General features: G+C 72.2%; 12 protein-coding genes. 9 read left to right on the top strand and 3 right to left on the bottom strand.

Annotation, left to right across the window (positions count from 1 at the left end):
• Window positions 1–863: 863 nt before the first annotated feature.
• From NMK44_RS33570 to NMK44_RS33530, 9 genes are all read left to right on the top strand, one after another.
• Window positions 864–2,456 carry a phytoene desaturase family protein gene (locus NMK44_RS33570; RefSeq protein ID WP_254750258.1) on the top strand — a complete coding sequence of 531 codons (1,593 nt, stop codon included), beginning with the start codon at window positions 864–866 and terminating at the stop codon, window positions 2,454–2,456.
• A 295-nt stretch (window positions 2,457–2,751) separates the two neighbouring features.
• Window positions 2,752–4,263: an aldehyde dehydrogenase family protein gene (locus NMK44_RS33565; RefSeq protein ID WP_254750256.1), complete on the top strand. Its 1,512-nt coding sequence runs from the start codon at window positions 2,752–2,754 to the stop codon at window positions 4,261–4,263.
• A gap of 471 nt (window positions 4,264–4,734) precedes the next feature.
• Window positions 4,735–6,408, top strand: coding sequence for an ABC transporter substrate-binding protein (locus tag NMK44_RS33560; RefSeq protein ID WP_254750254.1), 1,674 nt, complete (start codon window positions 4,735–4,737; stop codon window positions 6,406–6,408).
• Entirely contained in the window at window positions 6,405–7,349 is a 945-nt protein-coding gene (locus NMK44_RS33555) for an ABC transporter permease (protein ID WP_254750252.1), read from the top strand. The genes NMK44_RS33560 and NMK44_RS33555 overlap by 4 nt, the downstream gene beginning before the upstream one ends.
• Window positions 7,334–8,254 carry an ABC transporter permease gene (locus NMK44_RS33550; protein WP_254750250.1) on the top strand — a complete coding sequence of 307 codons (921 nt, stop codon included), beginning with the start codon at window positions 7,334–7,336 and terminating at the stop codon, window positions 8,252–8,254. The genes NMK44_RS33555 and NMK44_RS33550 overlap by 16 nt, the downstream gene beginning before the upstream one ends.
• Window positions 8,251–9,243 carry an ABC transporter ATP-binding protein gene (locus tag NMK44_RS33545; protein ID WP_254750248.1) on the top strand — a complete coding sequence of 331 codons (993 nt, stop codon included), beginning with the start codon at window positions 8,251–8,253 and terminating at the stop codon, window positions 9,241–9,243. Before NMK44_RS33550 ends, NMK44_RS33545 begins: the two co-directional genes overlap by 4 nt.
• Window positions 9,240–10,094 (top strand): ABC transporter ATP-binding protein, encoded by an 855-nt coding sequence (locus NMK44_RS33540; RefSeq protein WP_254750246.1) that lies wholly within the window; start codon window positions 9,240–9,242, stop codon window positions 10,092–10,094. The genes NMK44_RS33545 and NMK44_RS33540 overlap by 4 nt, the downstream gene beginning before the upstream one ends.
• Window positions 10,091–12,067, top strand: coding sequence for a CocE/NonD family hydrolase (locus NMK44_RS33535; RefSeq protein WP_254750244.1), 1,977 nt, complete (start codon window positions 10,091–10,093; stop codon window positions 12,065–12,067). Before NMK44_RS33540 ends, NMK44_RS33535 begins: the two co-directional genes overlap by 4 nt.
• Before the next feature lie 88 nt (window positions 12,068–12,155).
• On the top strand, window positions 12,156–13,418 hold the full coding sequence (locus NMK44_RS33530; RefSeq protein ID WP_254750242.1) for an MFS transporter: 1,263 nt from the start codon (window positions 12,156–12,158) through the stop codon (window positions 13,416–13,418).
• A 19-nt stretch (window positions 13,419–13,437) separates the two neighbouring features.
• Here the strand turns inward: NMK44_RS33530 and NMK44_RS33525 are convergent, their stop codons facing one another.
• The 3 genes from NMK44_RS33525 to NMK44_RS33515 form a co-directional block, all read right to left on the bottom strand.
• The gene (locus NMK44_RS33525) at window positions 13,438–14,196 is read right to left on the bottom strand and encodes a nucleotidyltransferase domain-containing protein (RefSeq protein WP_254750240.1); all 759 of its coding nucleotides are present in this window, start codon (window positions 14,194–14,196) and stop codon (window positions 13,438–13,440) included.
• A 108-nt stretch (window positions 14,197–14,304) separates the two neighbouring features.
• Entirely contained in the window at window positions 14,305–15,423 is a 1,119-nt protein-coding gene (locus NMK44_RS33520) for an FAD-dependent oxidoreductase (RefSeq protein ID WP_254750238.1), read from the bottom strand.
• Window positions 15,407–16,672, bottom strand: coding sequence for a Glu/Leu/Phe/Val dehydrogenase dimerization domain-containing protein (locus NMK44_RS33515; RefSeq protein WP_254750236.1), 1,266 nt, complete (start codon window positions 16,670–16,672; stop codon window positions 15,407–15,409). Before NMK44_RS33515 ends, NMK44_RS33520 begins: the two co-directional genes overlap by 17 nt.
• Between the last annotated feature and the right edge of the window lie 167 nt (window positions 16,673–16,839).

Here is a 16,839-nt window from a genome sequence, read left to right as displayed (position 1 = left end):
TGGCCGCCGGATCCCGGCGGCCACCCGCTGGTGATCCCGGTGGCCGGTCAGTTCACCTTGGCGAGCCGGTCTTTGTGGGTCCCCGGCGGACTGCCGACCCCCTGGGAGGTGCCGGTGTCCTCAAGGGGGCCGACAGCTCGATGATTTCCGTCGTCCCCGCGTTCGCGGAGGAACGACGTCATTTTCCGGCGGTACACCGGCGCCATCCGATGGGATCGGTGTATGTGTCCCGGACGGGATCCGGTACGGCTCGTCCACGGTCCCGCGCGCGATGACATTCGGGTGCCATCGGCAGGCGGACGCGGATATGCGTACAAAGGTTCGGGTGCCCCGGAAGTGTGGACAGCCTATGTCACCTGAATCCGGATTGCGGCCCTGGAGGTGACTAGGGAAATTCCCTGGTGCCCTCCCCTTGAATTCCTGAAAAGATCCGTTCACGCGGAGAAATGCACCCGTGTGTACCGAACGCGCGAGCCGATGGCGGACACGCCGAAAGCCGCCCCGGCGCGCACCGGCATTTCCCGTGGAGACCTGACCGGGTGCCGGGCCGCGCGCCGCCGCCCCGCCTCGCGCCCGGCGCCCTCCCGTGCCATCGCCGATGCCCGTGGGTGCCTCCCGGCCGGGGCGGTGGAACGGCCCGTCGGCGGTGCGTGCCCCGTGCCCCTTGCCGCGGCCCGCCCGCCCTTCTCCCATAGCGCTCCGCCACCCCCGCATCGTGGTGTCCCCGCGCCCGCGCGTCTGTCGAAGATCGTTGCGCGGATACCGGTATCGCGGTGCGGACGGGGGGTTGACGCGGCCGTCCCGCGTAGCCCAATACTGAACGCTCAATCAGTAAGAGATTGCTGTGCCGTCTGGAGGGAACCGTGTCCGCTCTTCCCGAAGTCAAGCCGCGAAAGACGCGCTACGACGCCGTCATCGTCGGTGGAGGTCACAACGGGCTGGTCGCCGCCGCCTACCTGGCGCGCGCCGGGCGCAGCGTTCTGGTGCTGGAACGTCTGGACCACACCGGGGGAGCGGCGGTGTCCACCCGGCCGTTCGCCGGGGTGGACGCGCGGCTGTCGCGCTACTCCTACCTGGTGAGCCTGCTGCCCCAGCACATCGTGCGCGACCTGGGGCTCAGCTTCCAGGTGCGCTCCCGGTCGGTGTCGTCCTACACCCCCACGGTCCGCGACGGACGGGCCACCGGGCTGCTGGTGCACCGGGATACCGCCCGCACCCGAGACGCGTTCAGCCGGCTCACCGGCTCCGACCGCGAGTTCACCGCGTGGCAGGAGTTCTACGCGATGACCGAGCGGGTCGGGCAGCGGATCTTCCCCACGCTCACCTCGCCGCTGCCCAGCCGGGACGAGCTCAAGGCCCGGGTCGGGGACGACGCGGCCTGGGAGGCGCTGTTCGAGCGCCCGATCGGCGAGGCCGTGGAGTCGCGGTTCCAGGACGACCTGGTCCGCGGTGTCGTGCTCACCGACGCCCTGATCGGGACCTTCTCCGGCGCCCATGACCCCTCGCTGCGGCAGAACCGCTGTTTCCTCTACCACGTGATCGGTGGTGGCACGGGTGACTGGGACGTGCCCGTGGGCGGTATGGGCGCGCTCACCGACGCGCTGGCGGACGCCGCCCGCGCGGCCGGGGCCGAGCTGGTCACCGGCGCCGAGGCCACGCGAGTGGCCACCGACGGCGGCCGCGCGGAGGTGACCTTCCGCCCGGTGGACGGCGACGGGCTGCCCGGTGACCGCGAGCTGGTGGTCGACGCGGACCACGTGCTGGTGGGCGCCTCGCCCAAGGCCCTGGCGGAGCTGCTGGGCGAGCAGCCGCCCACACCGGCCGAAGGCGCCCAGCTCAAGATCAACATGGTGCTGCGGCGGCTGCCCCGGCTGCGGGACACCTCCGTGGACCCGCGTACCGCGTTCGCCGGGACCTTCCATATCGCCGAGGGCTACAACCAGCTCGAGGAGGCGTACCAGCAGGCCGTGTCCGGGAGCCTGCCCACCACGCCCCCCTCGGAGATCTACTGCCACTCGCTCACCGACCCCTCGATCCTGGGCCCCGGGCTCGTGGAACAGGGCTGGCACAGCCTGACCCTGTTCGGTCTGCACGCCCCCGCGCGGCTGTTCGCCGAGGACAACGAGGGCGCCCGCCAGTCCCTGCTCAAGGCCACCCTGGCCCAGCTCGACGCCCACCTGGCGGAACCGCTCGCCGACTGCCTGGCCACCGACGCCGAGGGCAGGCCCTGCATCGAGGCCAGGACACCCCTGGACCTGGAGGAGGATCTGCGGCTGCCCGGCGGCAACATCTTCCACGGCGATCTGGACTTCGCCTATGCCGAGCCCGGCGCGGGCCGCTGGGGAGTGGAGACCGGACACGCGAACGTCCTGCTGTGCGGGGCGGGAGCGGCCCGTGGCGGCGGGGTCAGCGGGGTGCCGGGACACAACGCGGCCATGGCCGTGCTCGGCCGCTGACCCCGCACCACGACACCGGGCCGGCCGGGGGCCCCCCCCCCGGACGGCCCACGGCCGGGCCACCGGCGCGCTGCGCGCCGGCCGGTGGCCCCGCCGCGAACGACCGGCTCCGCTCCGTGGCGGAGCCCGCCAGGAGGAGCGGTATTGATCCGGCAGTCAGTAAATTCGGTGACGCCTGTTGACTCCCCAGTCAGTAGCGTCCTACGGTTCGAAACCAGTCAAGCGCGTGGCATTCCATCTGAGCCCGCGCCGTCTCTCACACCGAAACCCCAGTCCGCGCCCGAGGAGCACGACCATGGGTAATCCGGTCTCATATCCCCTGTCAGGCCAACTGGACCCGGACCGCCGGGAATTCTGGATCGGCGGTACGTGGCAGGCTCCGCTGGAGGGCTCCGGGGACGCCCACGCGGTGGTCACCGATCCGGCCACCGGATGTGCCATCGGCCGGGTGCCACAGGCGACGGCGGCCGATGTGGACGCCGCGGTGGCGGCCGCCCGTGCCGCCTTCCCGGCCTGGTCCGCCTCCGGCGTCTCGACCCGTCAGGCGCTGCTCGCCGCGGTCGCCACCGGTATCAGGGAGCGCGAGGCGGAGTTCGCCGCGGTCATCACCGCGGAGATGGGCGCCCCGCGGGACAACGCCCTCGAGGTGCAGACCCGCCTCGCGGCCGAGGTCTTCGACTCCTACCTCACCGTCCTCGCCGACTTCCAGTGGCAGGAGCGCATCGCCTCCTCCCAGGTCGTCCGGGAACCGGTGGGGGTCGTCGCCGCCATCACCCCGTGGAACTATCCGCTCTACCTCATCGCGGCCAAGGTGGCCGCCGCGCTCGCCGCCGGCTGCACCGTCGTCCTCAAGCCGAGCTGCGAAGCCCCCCTGAACGCCTTCCTGCTCGCCACCGTCTTCGAGCGGGCGTGTGCGGAGACCGGAGCCCCCGCGGGGGTGTTCAACCTGATCACCGGCGCCGGATCGGTGGCCGGTGCGACACTCGCCGCCCACCCCGGTGTCGACGCCGTCTCCTTCACCGGCTCCACCGGCGCCGGACGCGCCGTGGCGCGCACCGCCGCCGAGACCGTCAAACGCGTGGGGCTGGAGCTCGGCGGAAAATCCGCCCGGGTGATCCTCGCGGACGAGCCCGACGGCTCCACCGTCAAGGACCTGGACCGCGCCATCGCCACGGCCCTGGCCGACGCCTTCTACAACTCGGGCCAGACCTGTACGGCCTGCACCCGGGTCCTGCTGCCGGAGGCGGTGTACGAACGGGCGGTGGCGCTCGCCGCCGAGGAGGCCGGACGCTGGCCGCTGGGGGATCCGGCCGGACCCGGGGGCCACCTCGGTCCGATCGCCACCGCCGCGCAGTACGACAGCGTGCTCGCGCACATCGCCCAGGGGACGGCCGAGGGCGCCCGGCTGGTGACCGGTGGCGAGGCGCCCGCCGACCGGCGGCCCGAGGGCCTGGCCGCCGGCCACTGGGTGCTGCCCACCGTGTTCGCCGACGTCACGCCCGATATGACCATCGCCCAGGAGGAGATCTTCGGGCCGGTGGTATGCCTGCTGCCCTACCGGGACGAGGAGGAGGCCGCCCGGATCGCCAACGACTCGATCTACGGCCTGGCCGGCGCGGTGTGGTGCGCCGATCCGTACCGCGCCGAACACTTCGCCCGCCGCATCCGCGCCGGGCTGATCACCGTGAACGACGGCACGTTCAACGTCCTGGCCCCGACCGGCGGCTACAAGCAGTCCGGGATCGGCCGGGAGCTGGGCGCGCACGGCCTCGCCGAATACCTGGAAACGAAGACCATCCAATGGTGACACCGACTCCCTGCGCAGGCGAGGATGAACCGGGCGGAGCCTGACCGGCCGCGGCTCCCGGACACCTCCCGCCGTCCCCGGCCGCCGGCGGCACGGTTCGCCGTGGCCGCCGCCGGGGACACCGGGTGGCCGCCGGACCCGCCATGGACACCGCACCGCCCCGGCCCCGTGCCCCACCCCGTACGGCACCGGCCCGCTCCGCCGCCCGGCCCCTTGCCGGACCGCGCCGCCGACGCCGCGGCGCACACCGGAACACACCCCCGTACCCCGGGGGACACCGCGCCACCGCTCCACCCCGTCCCGGGCCACCCCCACCCCGGGCCCGCACATCGCACACCGCAGCCCCCGCCCGCCGCTTCGGCGCACCCACACGTGAATCACCCCTCGCCGTTCCTTCGCTCCCGGCGTCAGGTCCCCATCGCCCTGCCGCCCGGTCATCTTGCGAAGCGGCAGCTTCACGAGAGGACACCCATGGCCGGACCACCACCCCTACCGAGCCGACGACATCTGCTGACCTTCGGTGCCGCCGGAGCCGCGGCAGCCTTCCTCTCCGGCTGCGGCGGGCCCGGCTCGCCCCCGCGCCCCGGCGCCCTGGCCCATGTCGGTGCCTGGGCGCCCGGCCCGGGCGACCAGAGCGGCGCCCGCCGCGGCGGACACATCATCACCGCCTGGTCCAATGAGGCCCAGTCCTACGACCCGGCCATCGGCTGGGACCTGCACAGCTGGGAAGCCATCTCCACGGTGCTGCACGCCCCGCTGTACCAGTACGCCGGACCGGCCGACGGGCCCGCGCCGCACGCCGCGGCCGCCATGCCCAAGGTCTCCGCGGACCGCAGGACGTACACCGTGCCCCTGCGCAGGGGCGTACGGTTCCACAACGGCCGCCGGGTCACCGCGCAGGACTACGTCTGGACCTGGACGCGTGTGCTGGACCCGGAGCTGGCCTCGTGGGCGTCGAGCTATCTGCTGGGCATCGAGGGCGCCACCGAGGTCTACGAGAAGAAGGCGAAGAAGGTCCGCGGGCTCGAGGCGCTCGACGACCACACGCTGCGGATCCGCCTCAGCGAGCCGGACATCCTCTTCCAGGCCCTGCTGTGCCAGCCGTACATGGCCGCGCTGCCCAAGGAGGAGGTGGAGCGCCTGGGCGCCGGTTTCTCCCGCACCCCGGTGGGCACCGGCCCCTTCCGGATCACCCGCTACGACAGCAAGCGGCAGCGCGCGCTGTTCCGCCCCCACGACCACTACTTCTGGCGCGGCACCCCGCTGATCGACACCCTGGAGTACCGCTGGGGCATCGACTACCCGCTGCAGGCTCTCCAGCTCAGCGGGGGCAAGGTCGATGTGCTCGGCGAAGGGCTCGTGCCCAGCCAGGCGGCCCGCTTCACCGCGGACCCCGAGATGCGCGAACGCTTCGTCCACCCCGTGCCCGTGCGCGGCAGCCAGTGGATCACGACGAACCACAAGCGGCCCGTGCTGAAGGACCCCCGGGTCCGGCAGGCGCTGAGCTGGGCGGTGGACCGTGAACAGCTCACCCGGGTCTCCTTCGGCCTCTCCGACCCCTGGGGCTGTGCCTTCCCCAAACACCTCGACCGCTACCGCCGTACCGCGCGCCCCTACACCCATGACCCGGATCGTGCGCGGGCCCTCCTCAAGGAGGCCGGTGTCGGGCGGCTGCGGCTGAGGTTCCTGCACGGCACCCAGGACCCGTGGCCGCTGATGGCCCAGGTCCTCCAGCAGCAGTTCGCGAGCGTGGGGGTGGAGATCACCCTGGACGCGATGAGCGAGTCCGCCTTCGAACTGGCCACCTCCAAAGGCGAGGGCGACCTGTACGGGACCGATATGTACATCGTCCTGGACAGCGCACTGGAGCTGGTGACCACCTGCTTCACCTCGGACGCCGCCCAGAACTACACCGGCTACCACAACAAGCGCGTGGACGCGCTGACGGCCAAGGCCCGCAAGGCGCCCACCGTCGAGGCGTCCAACGCCATCCTGGCCGAGGTCGAGAAGGAACTCACCGAGGACGCCGCGGGCATCTACATCGGCAGCCTCAACTTCCTCGCCGCACGCTCGCCCGACCTGCGCAACTACCAGATGCGCGGCGAGACCGGCAGCTACTACGACCGGCTGTGGGTGAAACGATGAGCACCGTTCCCGTCACACCGCCGACCGCCACCGCCCCGGTGGCGACCGCCGCGTCCGGCCCGCGGCCGGACCAGCCCCGCCCCGCCGCCCGCGCCACCGCGCGCACCGCGGGACGGCGGCTGTGGCTCACCGGGCTGTGTCTGCTGGGGTTCCTGGTCGTCCTCGCGCTGTGCACGCCGCTGGCCGGATCCCCCTACACCATCCACACCGACAGCCTCACCAGCCAGGGCCTGCCCGCCGGAGTCGGCGAGAACGGACACCTGCTGGGCACCGATGCCATCGGCCGTGACCTGTTCGCCCGGACCCTCTTCGGGCTGCGCGCCACCCTCATCATCGCGCTGACCGCCAATCTCACCTCGGTGGCCCTGGGCGCCGTGGTGGGCCTCGTCGCCGGTTTCTACCGCGGCTGGTTCGAACAGGTGCTGATGCGCATCGTCGATGTGTTCCTGTCCGTCCCCACCGTGCTCTCCGGCCTCGCCCTGGCGAGCATCGTCGGCCGCGGCACCACCGGCATCATCATCGTGGTCACCGCCCTGTACTGGGCCTGGACCGCACGGCTGGTGCACGGGGAGACGGTACGGCTGCGCGGCCGCGGCTTCGTCGAGGCGGCCCTCGCCCACGGGGTGCGCCGTCACACCGCGCTGCGCCGCCACGTACTGCCGCACCTGTCCACCATCCTGCTCAACGTGGCCGCCCTCAACGGCGCCGCCGTCGTGGTGGTCGGAGCCGGACTGTCCTACCTGGGCGCCGGGATCCAGCCGCCCACCCCCGAACTGGGCAACATGCTCGCCGACGGCTCCAGCAGCATGACCTACGCACCGCACACCCTGTTCGTCCCGCTCGTCCTCGTCATCGCGACCGTCCTGGCGTTCGTCCTGGTCGCCGAGGGACTCAACCGCCGCAACCCCCTCTCGGAGCGACGCTCATGGCTCGACGCATAGCCGTCCGCATCCTGCTGGGCGCATTCACCGTCCTGGCGGTCGTCCTGCTCACCTTCGTGCTGCAGTACGTCGTCCCCGGCGACCCGGCCCGCAGCATCGCCGGGCCCAAGGCCACCCCCGAAGTCCTCAAGGAGATCCGCGGACAGCTACGGCTGGACGACCCGTGGTGGTCCCAGCTCGGCCATTACCTCTCCTCGGTTCTCCAGGGCGACCTGGGCACCTCCTACTCCAACGACCGGCCCGTGCTCTCGCTCATCCTGGAGAGGCTGCCCGCCACCGCCGCCCTGGCCGCCGCCGCCCTGGTGGTGGAACTCGTCCTCGGCGGTCTGTGGGGCATGTGGGAGGCGCTGCGGCCCAAGCGCAGCTGGCTGCTGGCCACCGTCAACGTCGGTCTGCTGTCGATGCCGGTGTTCTCCCTGGGCTTCCTGCTCCTGCTGCTGTTCGGATACCAGTTGCCCATCTTCCCCATCGACGGCGGCTCCGGACCGGCCCAGCTCGTCCTGCCCGCGATCACCCTCGGGCTGATGGGCTCGCCGTACTACGCCAACGTGGTCCGCGACAGCATGCGCGAGGCGCTCTCCTCGTCGTATGTGCGCACCGCGGTGTCCAAGGGCCTCAGCCGCAGGCGGATCGTCTCCCGCCATGTGCTGCGCAACATCGCCTCCCCGGTGACCACCCTGATCGGCATGGATGTTGCCGTGTTCCTGTCCGGTGTGGTCTTCGTCGAGAAGATCTTCGCCTGGCCCGGGATCGGCCAGATGCAGACCGAGGCGTTCGCGGATCTGGACCGCCCGCTGCTCACCGGCACCGTCATCGTGGCCGCCGCCCTCGTGGTCACGGCCAACCTCCTGGTGGATCTGCTCCGGTCCGCCATCGACCCCCGTGCCGCATCGGAGGCACCATGACCACCGCCCCGGCTCCCGCCGCCACCCTCGGCAGCGAGGTCACCATCGACCGTCTGTCCGTGAACTACGGCGACTTCACCGCCCTGCGGGACGTCAGCCTGACCGTTCCCGCGGGCACCACCACCGCCCTGGTCGGCGAGTCCGGCTCCGGGAAGTCCACCCTCGCGCTCGCCGCCGGACGCATCCTGCCGCCCGGCGCCTCGATCAGCGGCGGGTCCGTGACGGTGGGCGACACCGAACTGACCGCGCTGAGGGGGAAGGCACTGCGCGAGGCCCGCGGCCACACCGCCGCCTACCTCGCCCAGGACGCCTCGGCCGCCCTCAACCCCGTCATCCGGGTCGGGAAGCAGATCGCCGAAGTGCACCAGGTGCGCTGCGGGGCGAGCCGGGCCGAGGCCGCCGAACTGGCCCGGCAGGGGCTGGCCGACGTCGGCATCCCCGACCCCGACCGGGTGGCGCGCCTCTACCCCGGAGCGCTGTCCGGCGGTATGCGGCAGCGGGTCATCATCGCCATCGCGCTCGCCTTCCGCCCCCAGCTGCTCATCGCCGACGAGCCCACCACCGCGCTGGACGTCACCGTCCAGGCGGACATCCTGGCCCTGGTCAGCAGACTCCAGCAGCAGTGCGGGCTCACCGTCATCTGGATCACCCACGACATGTCGGTGGTCGCCGAACTCGCCGACCACGTGGCCGTGCTCTACGGCGGGCGGCTGGTCGAACACACCGATGTGCTCACGCTCTTCGAAGGCGCGCGCCACCCCTACACCCAGGCCCTCCTCACCTGTTTCCAGAGCGGCCGCTTCGCGGGGCCCAAGCAGCCCTTCACCACCATCTCCGGAAGTCCGCCGGTCGCCGGTCCCCCCGGTGGCTGTCCCTTCCACCCCCGGTGTCCGCAGGCCGACGCCCGGTGCGGCACCGAACTCCCCGCGCCCCGCCGGGTCGGCCACGACCACACCGCGGCCTGTCACCGTCTGGAGGAGACACCGTGAGCGCGCCCCAGCCCGCCCCCGGCACACCGCTGCTGGAAGCCACCGGGATCACCAAACGCTACGGCCAGTACACCGCGCTGGACGACGTGGACCTGCGCATCGAGACCGGGCGTACGGTCAGCATCGTCGGGGAGTCCGGCTCCGGGAAGTCCACCCTCGCCCGCATCATCGTCGGCCTGGAGCGCGCCGACAGCGGCACCGTCCGCTTCCGCGGCGAGGCGATCCGCGGCCGCCGGTCCCGCCACGCCTTCCGGCGCAGCGTCGGCATGGTCTTCCAGGATCCCTACGAGTCGATGGACCCCCGGCTGACCATCGGCGAGATCGTCGCCGAACCCCTGCGCGCCCACGGCATGTACCGGGACGGCGGCAAGGAGCGGGTCCGCGAACTGCTGGACTCCGTCGGTATGCACGGTGCCGAACCCGACGCCTATCCGCACAAGTTCTCCGGCGGCCAGCGGCAGCGCGTGTGCATCGCCCGCGCCCTGGCCACCGACCCCGATCTGGTCATCTGCGACGAACCCACCTCCGCCCTGGACGTGTCGGTCCAGGCCCAAATCCTCAACCTCCTCCTGGACCTCCAGTCCCGGCGGCAGCTGGCCTACCTGTTCATCACCCATGACCTCGACGTGGTGCGGCGGATCAGCGACGAGGTGGACGTCCTGCTGCGCGGCACCGTCGTGGAACGCGGCACCGCCGAGCAGATCACCCGCAGCCCCGAACACACCTACACCCAGCGGCTGCTGGGCGCGGTACCGGCGATCTCGCCGCGTCAGCGCCACATCGGCCCGCCGCTGGACATCGACACCCCCGCACCGCGGCCGCCCCACGACGCGAAGGAGGACCCCGCGTGACCACCACCACCGAGACCGGCACCACACACACCACCACCATCCCCCTCGGTGACGGGATCCGGCTCGCGGCCACCCTCTATCTGCCCGTACCGGGTCCGGAGCCCGTCCCCGTCCTGCTGGAGGCGCTTCCGTACCGCAAGGACGACCACCTCGGAGTGGAGGCCCGCCCCGAGTACCTGCGCTTCCGCGACGAGTACCGCTTCGCCGTCTGCCGGGTGGACCTGCGGGGCACCGGCAGCTCCGAGGGGTACGCGGACGACGAGTACCCCGAACGGGAGCCCGAGGACCTGTGCGAGGTCATCGCCTGGCTCGCCGGACAGCCGTGGTGCAACGGTTCGGTGGGCATGTTCGGCACCTCCTACAGCGGTTTCAACGCCTTCCACGCCGCCATGCGCGCCCCGGCCGCCCTCAAGGCCATCGTCCCCATCTACAGTTCCGACGACCGCTACACCGACGACGTCCACTACCTGGGCGGCGCGCTGCGCGCGGTCGACCTGATCGACTACCCGCTCTACCTGGCCGCGATGAACGCGCTGCCGCCGGTGCCCGCACTGGCCGGTCCCGACTGGCGCGAGACCTGGCACAAGCGGATGGACACCATGGAGCCCTGGCTGCTGAGCTGGCTGGAGAACCAGCGCCACGGCGCGTTCTGGCGGCGCGGCTCGATCCGCCCCGACTACGACCTGGTGCGCTGCCCCACGATGATCGTCCAGGGCTGGGCCGACGGATACCGCAACAACAGCTTCCGCACCATCAGCCGGCTCCAGGACCAGGGCACGCCCTACCGGCTGCTGATCGGTCCGTGGAGCCATATGTCCACCCAGTCCTCGCTGCCCGGTCCATGGATCGACCTGGTGCCGGAGATGGCCCGGTGGTTCGACCGCTGGCTGCGGGGGACCGACAACGGTGTCGACCGCGAACCCCCGATCAGCTACTTCACCCGGCACTCCACCCGCCCCGAACCGGACCTCGCACGACTGCGGGGGGAGTGGCGCAGCGAACAACAGTGGCCCCCGGCCCGCGCGAGCGAAGTCACCCTGGATCTCGGCCGGGATCCCCGTGAGCTGCGGGTCAAGCCCTCCACCGGCACGGCGGCCTGGATCGACTGCGCCGGTTCACTGCCCTGGGGTCAGCCGAGCGACCAGCGCTACGACGACGCCGACTCCCTCACCTGGGAGTGGACGGTCGGCGAACAGCCGCTGCCCGAGGGCTCCCTGGAACTGCTGGGCCACCCCCGGCTGCGGCTGAAGGTGAGCGCCGACGCCCCGGTGGCCTATGTGTCGGCCAAGCTGAGCGAGGTGTTCCCCGACGGCACCTCCTCGCTGATCACCCGGACCCTGCTCAACCTCACCCACCGGGACGGCCATGACGCCGAACCGCGTCCGCTGACACCGGGGCACGCGGAGACGGTCGACATCGAACTGAACGCCACCGCGTGCGTGCTGCCCCCCGGACACCGGCTGCGGCTGTCCCTCGCGGGAGCCGACTGGCCCAACACCTTCGCCCCGCCCACGCCGTTGACGCTGTCCGTGGACGCGGCCGGGAGCGGGCTCACACTGCCCGTCACCGCCGGACCGGGGCCGTGTCCACCGCCGGTCTTCCACGAGGTGACCCCCGAGTCGCTCCCCGACGGCAAGGGGGTGACCTGGACCGTCGAACGTGATGTGCTGGCCCGCACCACCACCTGTTTCGTGGACTACGCCGATGTCTGGACCACCCACGACGGCACGGTGTGCGAGGCACGGAACACCGGCCGGGTCACCGTGGACGAACGCACCCACGACCAGACCCTGGTGGCCCGCTGCGTGTACACGGTGGGCTGGCCCGAGGCACGGGTGACCACCGCCGCCGATCTGTTCCTGACCGCCCACGCCGACCGGTACGAGGTGGACATCACCGTCCGGGCCAGCGAGGATGACCAGCAGGTCTTCGAACGCGACTGGCGGCGATCCCTGCCGCGCGACCTCGCCTGACACCAAAGGGCGGCGACCTCGCCCGAGAGCGACGGCCGGGCCCCGACACCACTGCACACCGCCCCGACGTCCCCTTCCCGGAGCCGCCATGTCCAGCGAGCGCGCCGGTTACCCGGCCCTGTTGCGTTCCCCGGGCGTTCCCGCCGTCGTCCTGCCGTCCATCCTGGCCCGGTTGCCCGTCGGGATGACATCGGTGCTGCTCGTCCTGCTGGTCCAGAACAGCACCGGCTCCTACCGGGCGGCGGGTCTGGCGATGGGGGCGAACTGGCTCGCGTTCGCCGCCACGTCGCCCTTCTACGGCCGTGTCTCCGACCGCGGTCACGCGGTGTGGGTCATGGTGATCGTGGGCTGTGCCAACCCCCTGGCCACCGTCGGTTTCCTGCTGCTGGTGCACAACGGTGCCCCGGTGTGGGCCATCGTGGCGGGCGCGGCGGTGGCGGGCGGCGCCGCGCCGCCGATCGCCGCGGTCACCCGGGCGGTCTGGCCCCACCTGGTCGACGGCCGACTCCATCCCGTCGCCTTCGGTTTCGAGGCCGTGGTCGTCGAGATCCTCTATGTCCTGGGCCCGTTGGTGGCCGGACTGGTGTGCGCGGTGGCCAGCCCCTCGGCCGGTCTGCTGGTGGGCGCCGCCGCGGTGACGATCGGTTCCCTCAGCCTCGCCCGCGCCCCGGTGATCCGCTCGTACAGCAGCCGGGACACTCCGCGTCCGGCCCGCAGCGGGCATGTGCTGGCCTCGCCCGCCATGCGCCGCATCCTGATGGTCACCTTCCTGATGTCCGTCGCCTACGGCGTCCTGGAGGTCCTGGTGCCCGCCTTCGCGGTGGAGGCGGGCTCACCGTCCTCCAGCGGACTGCTGCTGGGCGTGTGGTCGTCCGCCAGCATCGTGGGCGGGATCCTCTACATCCGTCTCGCGCCGCGCTCACCCCTGGTGCGCCAGCTCGTCGTCCTGATCTTCGCCAACGCCGCGGGGTTCGCCGTACTGGCCGTCGCCCGCGAACCCTGGCAGCTCGCCCTGCTGCTCGCCGTCGGCGGCACCCTGATGGCGCCCGCCACCTCCGTGGAGTACATGCTGGCGAGCCGGAACACCGACAGCTCCCGGGCCACCGAGGGGTTCACCTGGTTCGGCACCGTGGCCTACGGGGGCGCCGCGGCGGGCGGTGCCCTGGCCGGTGTGCTCATCGAGCCGTGGGGCCTGCCCATGACCTTCCTCGCGGCGGCTTTCGGCGCGGTGCTGGCCGGATGCTTCGCGCTGCGGATCGCCGACCCGGGCCCGCCGCAGGAGACCGAACGGACCGCCGCCGCGGAACGGCCGGCGGAGGCCGCCGCGCCCGCCGAGGACGACAGCCGCTGACGTCACGGCGGCGCGCGGGTCATCCGGCCGTCGTGAACAACTCCTCGGCGGCCTCGACCGCCTGCGTCAGCGCCCCGGGTTCCGGGCGCAGCCCCGACAGGATCGTGTCGATACCGCGCAGCCCCGCCCGCATCAGGAGCTGCTTCTCATTGGTGATCCATTCCCCGCGCGCCGCCAGTACCGCGTGGGCGGTCTCCAGGGCGGCGGTGGCGAGTGCCCCGGCCAGCTCGGTGGCCTTCCCGTGGGCCGCGTAGGCGGTCCTGGCGTAGGCGAGCCGCTGCGCGGCCCGGCCCCGCCACTCCCGCGGGGCCGCCGTACGCAGCGCGTCGGGGAACGCGGGGCGGGGCAGGGAACCGCGCAGCAGCCTGTTGAGGGCGAGTTCGGCGACCAGCAGATAGCTCGGGATGCCCGCGAGGTGGAACATCAGCGGCTCCCAGTGGAACCGGCCCTGTCCGGCCTCGGCGAGCTGGTGCTCCACGACATCGAGGTCGCGGTAGTGGACGTCGACCCGCCGCCCGTCGATGGTGAGCCAGGCGCCCCCGTTGAACACCCCGCCGCCCCAGTCACCGAGTTCGGACACCACACCGTCCCAGCCGACGGCACGCAAGGTGTCCGGATCGAAGGCGCCGCGGTAGTACACGGCCAGGTCCCAGTCGCTCTCCGGGGTGTGGGTGCCCTGCGCCCGGGAGCCGCCCAGGGCCACGGCGCGCACCGTCGGCAGCGCCACGAGCCGGTCGGCGATGGGGTCGAGGAAGGCGTCGTCCATCGTAGCGATCATGGCACACCAGGCTAGTGCCGCCGGGTGTCCGCGGACACTCGGAAAGGCGCCGCCGCTCCGGCTGTTGCCGGAACGACGGCGCCGTGTCCCCGTCGCGGGCGCCGCGTCTCAGGCGCCGCGGGCGGTGTGGGCGGCGAGCCGGAAGGCGGCGGGCGGGCCCTCGCCACTGGTCACCAGGTCCGCGGTCAGTTCACCGATGAGCGGGGCGAACTTCGCCCCGTGCCCCGAACACGGCGAGCACACGATGAGCGAACCGACCCGGTCCAGGAGGAAGTCCTCGCTCGGTGTCGTGGTGTACAGACAGGTGGTCTCGGTCCGTGGCACGGGATCCAGCCCCGGCAGCCACCGCTTGACGTACTCGGTCAGGCACTGACGTGTCGCGTCGGTGACGACACCGTCCCGGCCGGTCGCGGTGGTTCTGCGACCGCCGTAGTGCTCGCCGATCTTCCGGTCGTCCCCCGGGCCGCCGTCACGGCCCCCGGCGAGGTGGTAGATGCCGTTGCCGTGCTCGTGGATGACACTGGGCCAGGCGTCGGCGGCCGCGTCGAGCCGGGGGAAGTGGAAGGCGTCCTGCTGGGTGACGGCCAACGTGGGCAGCGGGAGGCGGTCGCCCAGCAGCTCCGCGGTCCATCCCCCGGCCGCGACCACGACCTGCGCGGCCTCCACCGACTCCCCGTCGTCCAGGACGATCCGGACTCCGCTGGGCCGTTCCTCCAGGGACCGTACCGCGGTACCGAAGCGGAGTGTGGCGGAGCGGCGTTCGGCGCCGTCCAGGAACGCGGTCACGGCCGCCGCCGCGTCGACCGTCCCGGCCTGCGGATGATGGATCACCGGCCCTTCGAAGACCAGGCCCGGCCAGCGGCGCTCCGCCTCCCGCGCGTCCAGCACCTCGTGTTCCACCGCGGCGTCCGCGAGCTGTCCGGCGACGGCGTCGACGTAGGCACGGGCCCCGAAGTCCACCCCGCCGAGCATCCGCAGCAGGGGCGACCCGCTGTCGAACTCCAGCTCGCGCCACAGCTCGAAGGCGCGCCCGGTGAGCCGGGTGTACATCGCGTCGTCGTAGGCCCGGCGGACGATCCGCGCACTGCCGTGCGAGCTCCCGCGGTGATGTCCCGGGTCGAACTGCTCCAGCAGCAGGACCGAAAGACCGCGGCGGCTGGCCGCCCAGGCGGTGGCGGCACCCATCAACCCGCCGCCGATCACGGCCAGTTCACAGCGCTGCGGCATGGTTTCCTCCACCGGGGACCGGACCGGCCGCGACGCCGCCGGTACCGAAACGGGCGTCAATGGCGGCGATCTTGTTACCGACGACGCCGAGCGCGGCGTCACGCGGGGTGATGCCGAACTGCCGGGCGTTGGTGAGCATGTCGGTGGTGATCCGCCGCATGGACTCGCGCACCTTGCGGTCGGCCTGGGCTGCGTCGGCGCCGATGTCGCCGAAGAGCGTCCACCACCACCAGGCGTTGGTGGCCGAGTTGGCGACGAAGTCCGGGATGACCTGGACACCGCGGGCGTGCAGCGCGGCCTCCGCCTCGGGGAGGGTGGGCATGTTGGCGGCCTCGGCGATGATGCGGGTGTCGATCCGGCTCTGGTTGACCGCGTCGATGCAGTACGAGACCGCCGCGGGCACCAGGACGTCGCAGGGGATGTCCAGCCAGGTGTCACCGTCGGCCTCGCGGTCCCCGGGACGCAGCCGGCCGCGGTCGATGCCGCCGAGCGGATCACGGGTGCGCAGCAGGTGTTCGACGTCCAGACCGTCCGGATTGGTGATGACACCGTGCGCGTCGGCCACCGCGACGACGGTGACGCCCGCCTGTGCCAGATAGCGGGCCGTCGCACCGCCCATCGAGCCGAAGCCCTGGACCACCGCGCGTGCCGAACCGCGGGGGAGACCGATCACATCCAGTGCGGTGAGGGCCGATTCGGCCACGCCCAGCCCGCCGACCAGCTCGGGCAGCGCCACCCCGTCGACATCGATGGCGAACGCGTCCGCCAGCCGCTGCCGCGCCTGGGCGTCGTCGTCCAGCAGGGGGTAGATGGCCTGGATCGAACTGGCCAGCCCGACCTCGGTGATGACCTCGTCGATGGTGTCCTGGCGCAGTCCGAGGTCCTCACCGGTGGTCCAGTGGTGTTCCAGGACACAGCGCATGGCCTCCAGGAACCGGGAGAGGATCTCGCGGGCGCGCGGATCGTGCGGACTGCAGTCGATACCGCCCTTGGCCCCGCCCAGCGGGATGTAGCGGTTGTCCGGGTCGTAGTGGAGCGCTTCCTTGCGGGTCATCCCGGCCGCGAGGCCGCGCACCTCCTCGAGGGTGCAGCCCTCGCGCATCCGCAGCCCGCCGCTGGCCACGCCGCGGATCAGCCGGTCGATGACGACGAAGCCGCGCCGTCCGGTGACCGGGTCGGTCCAGATCAGCTGGAGGTGCGGCTGGGTGGCACCGGTGAGGGGAGGTGTGCTCAGGGGGGTCGCTGTCATGGCTTCCGTCCAGTGCGGGCACTCGTCACTGAATGCGCGTTCAGTCAGGGGTGGGGAATGCGGGTTCGGATGGAGGTGTGGTGGCCCGGCCCCGGACCGGGCCACCACACCGGTCAGGTCATCCCCGTGACCGGGGCCAGGCGGTCGGGGGGCGCCGGCCGGTCGAG

The organism is Streptomyces cucumeris (assembly GCF_024295805.1).
GTDB classification, from domain to species: Bacteria; Actinomycetota; Actinomycetes; order Streptomycetales; family Streptomycetaceae; genus Streptomyces; species Streptomyces cucumeris.
Note: the sequence above shows the minus strand (reverse complement) of the source record. Positions and strands in the feature narration are given on the sequence as shown.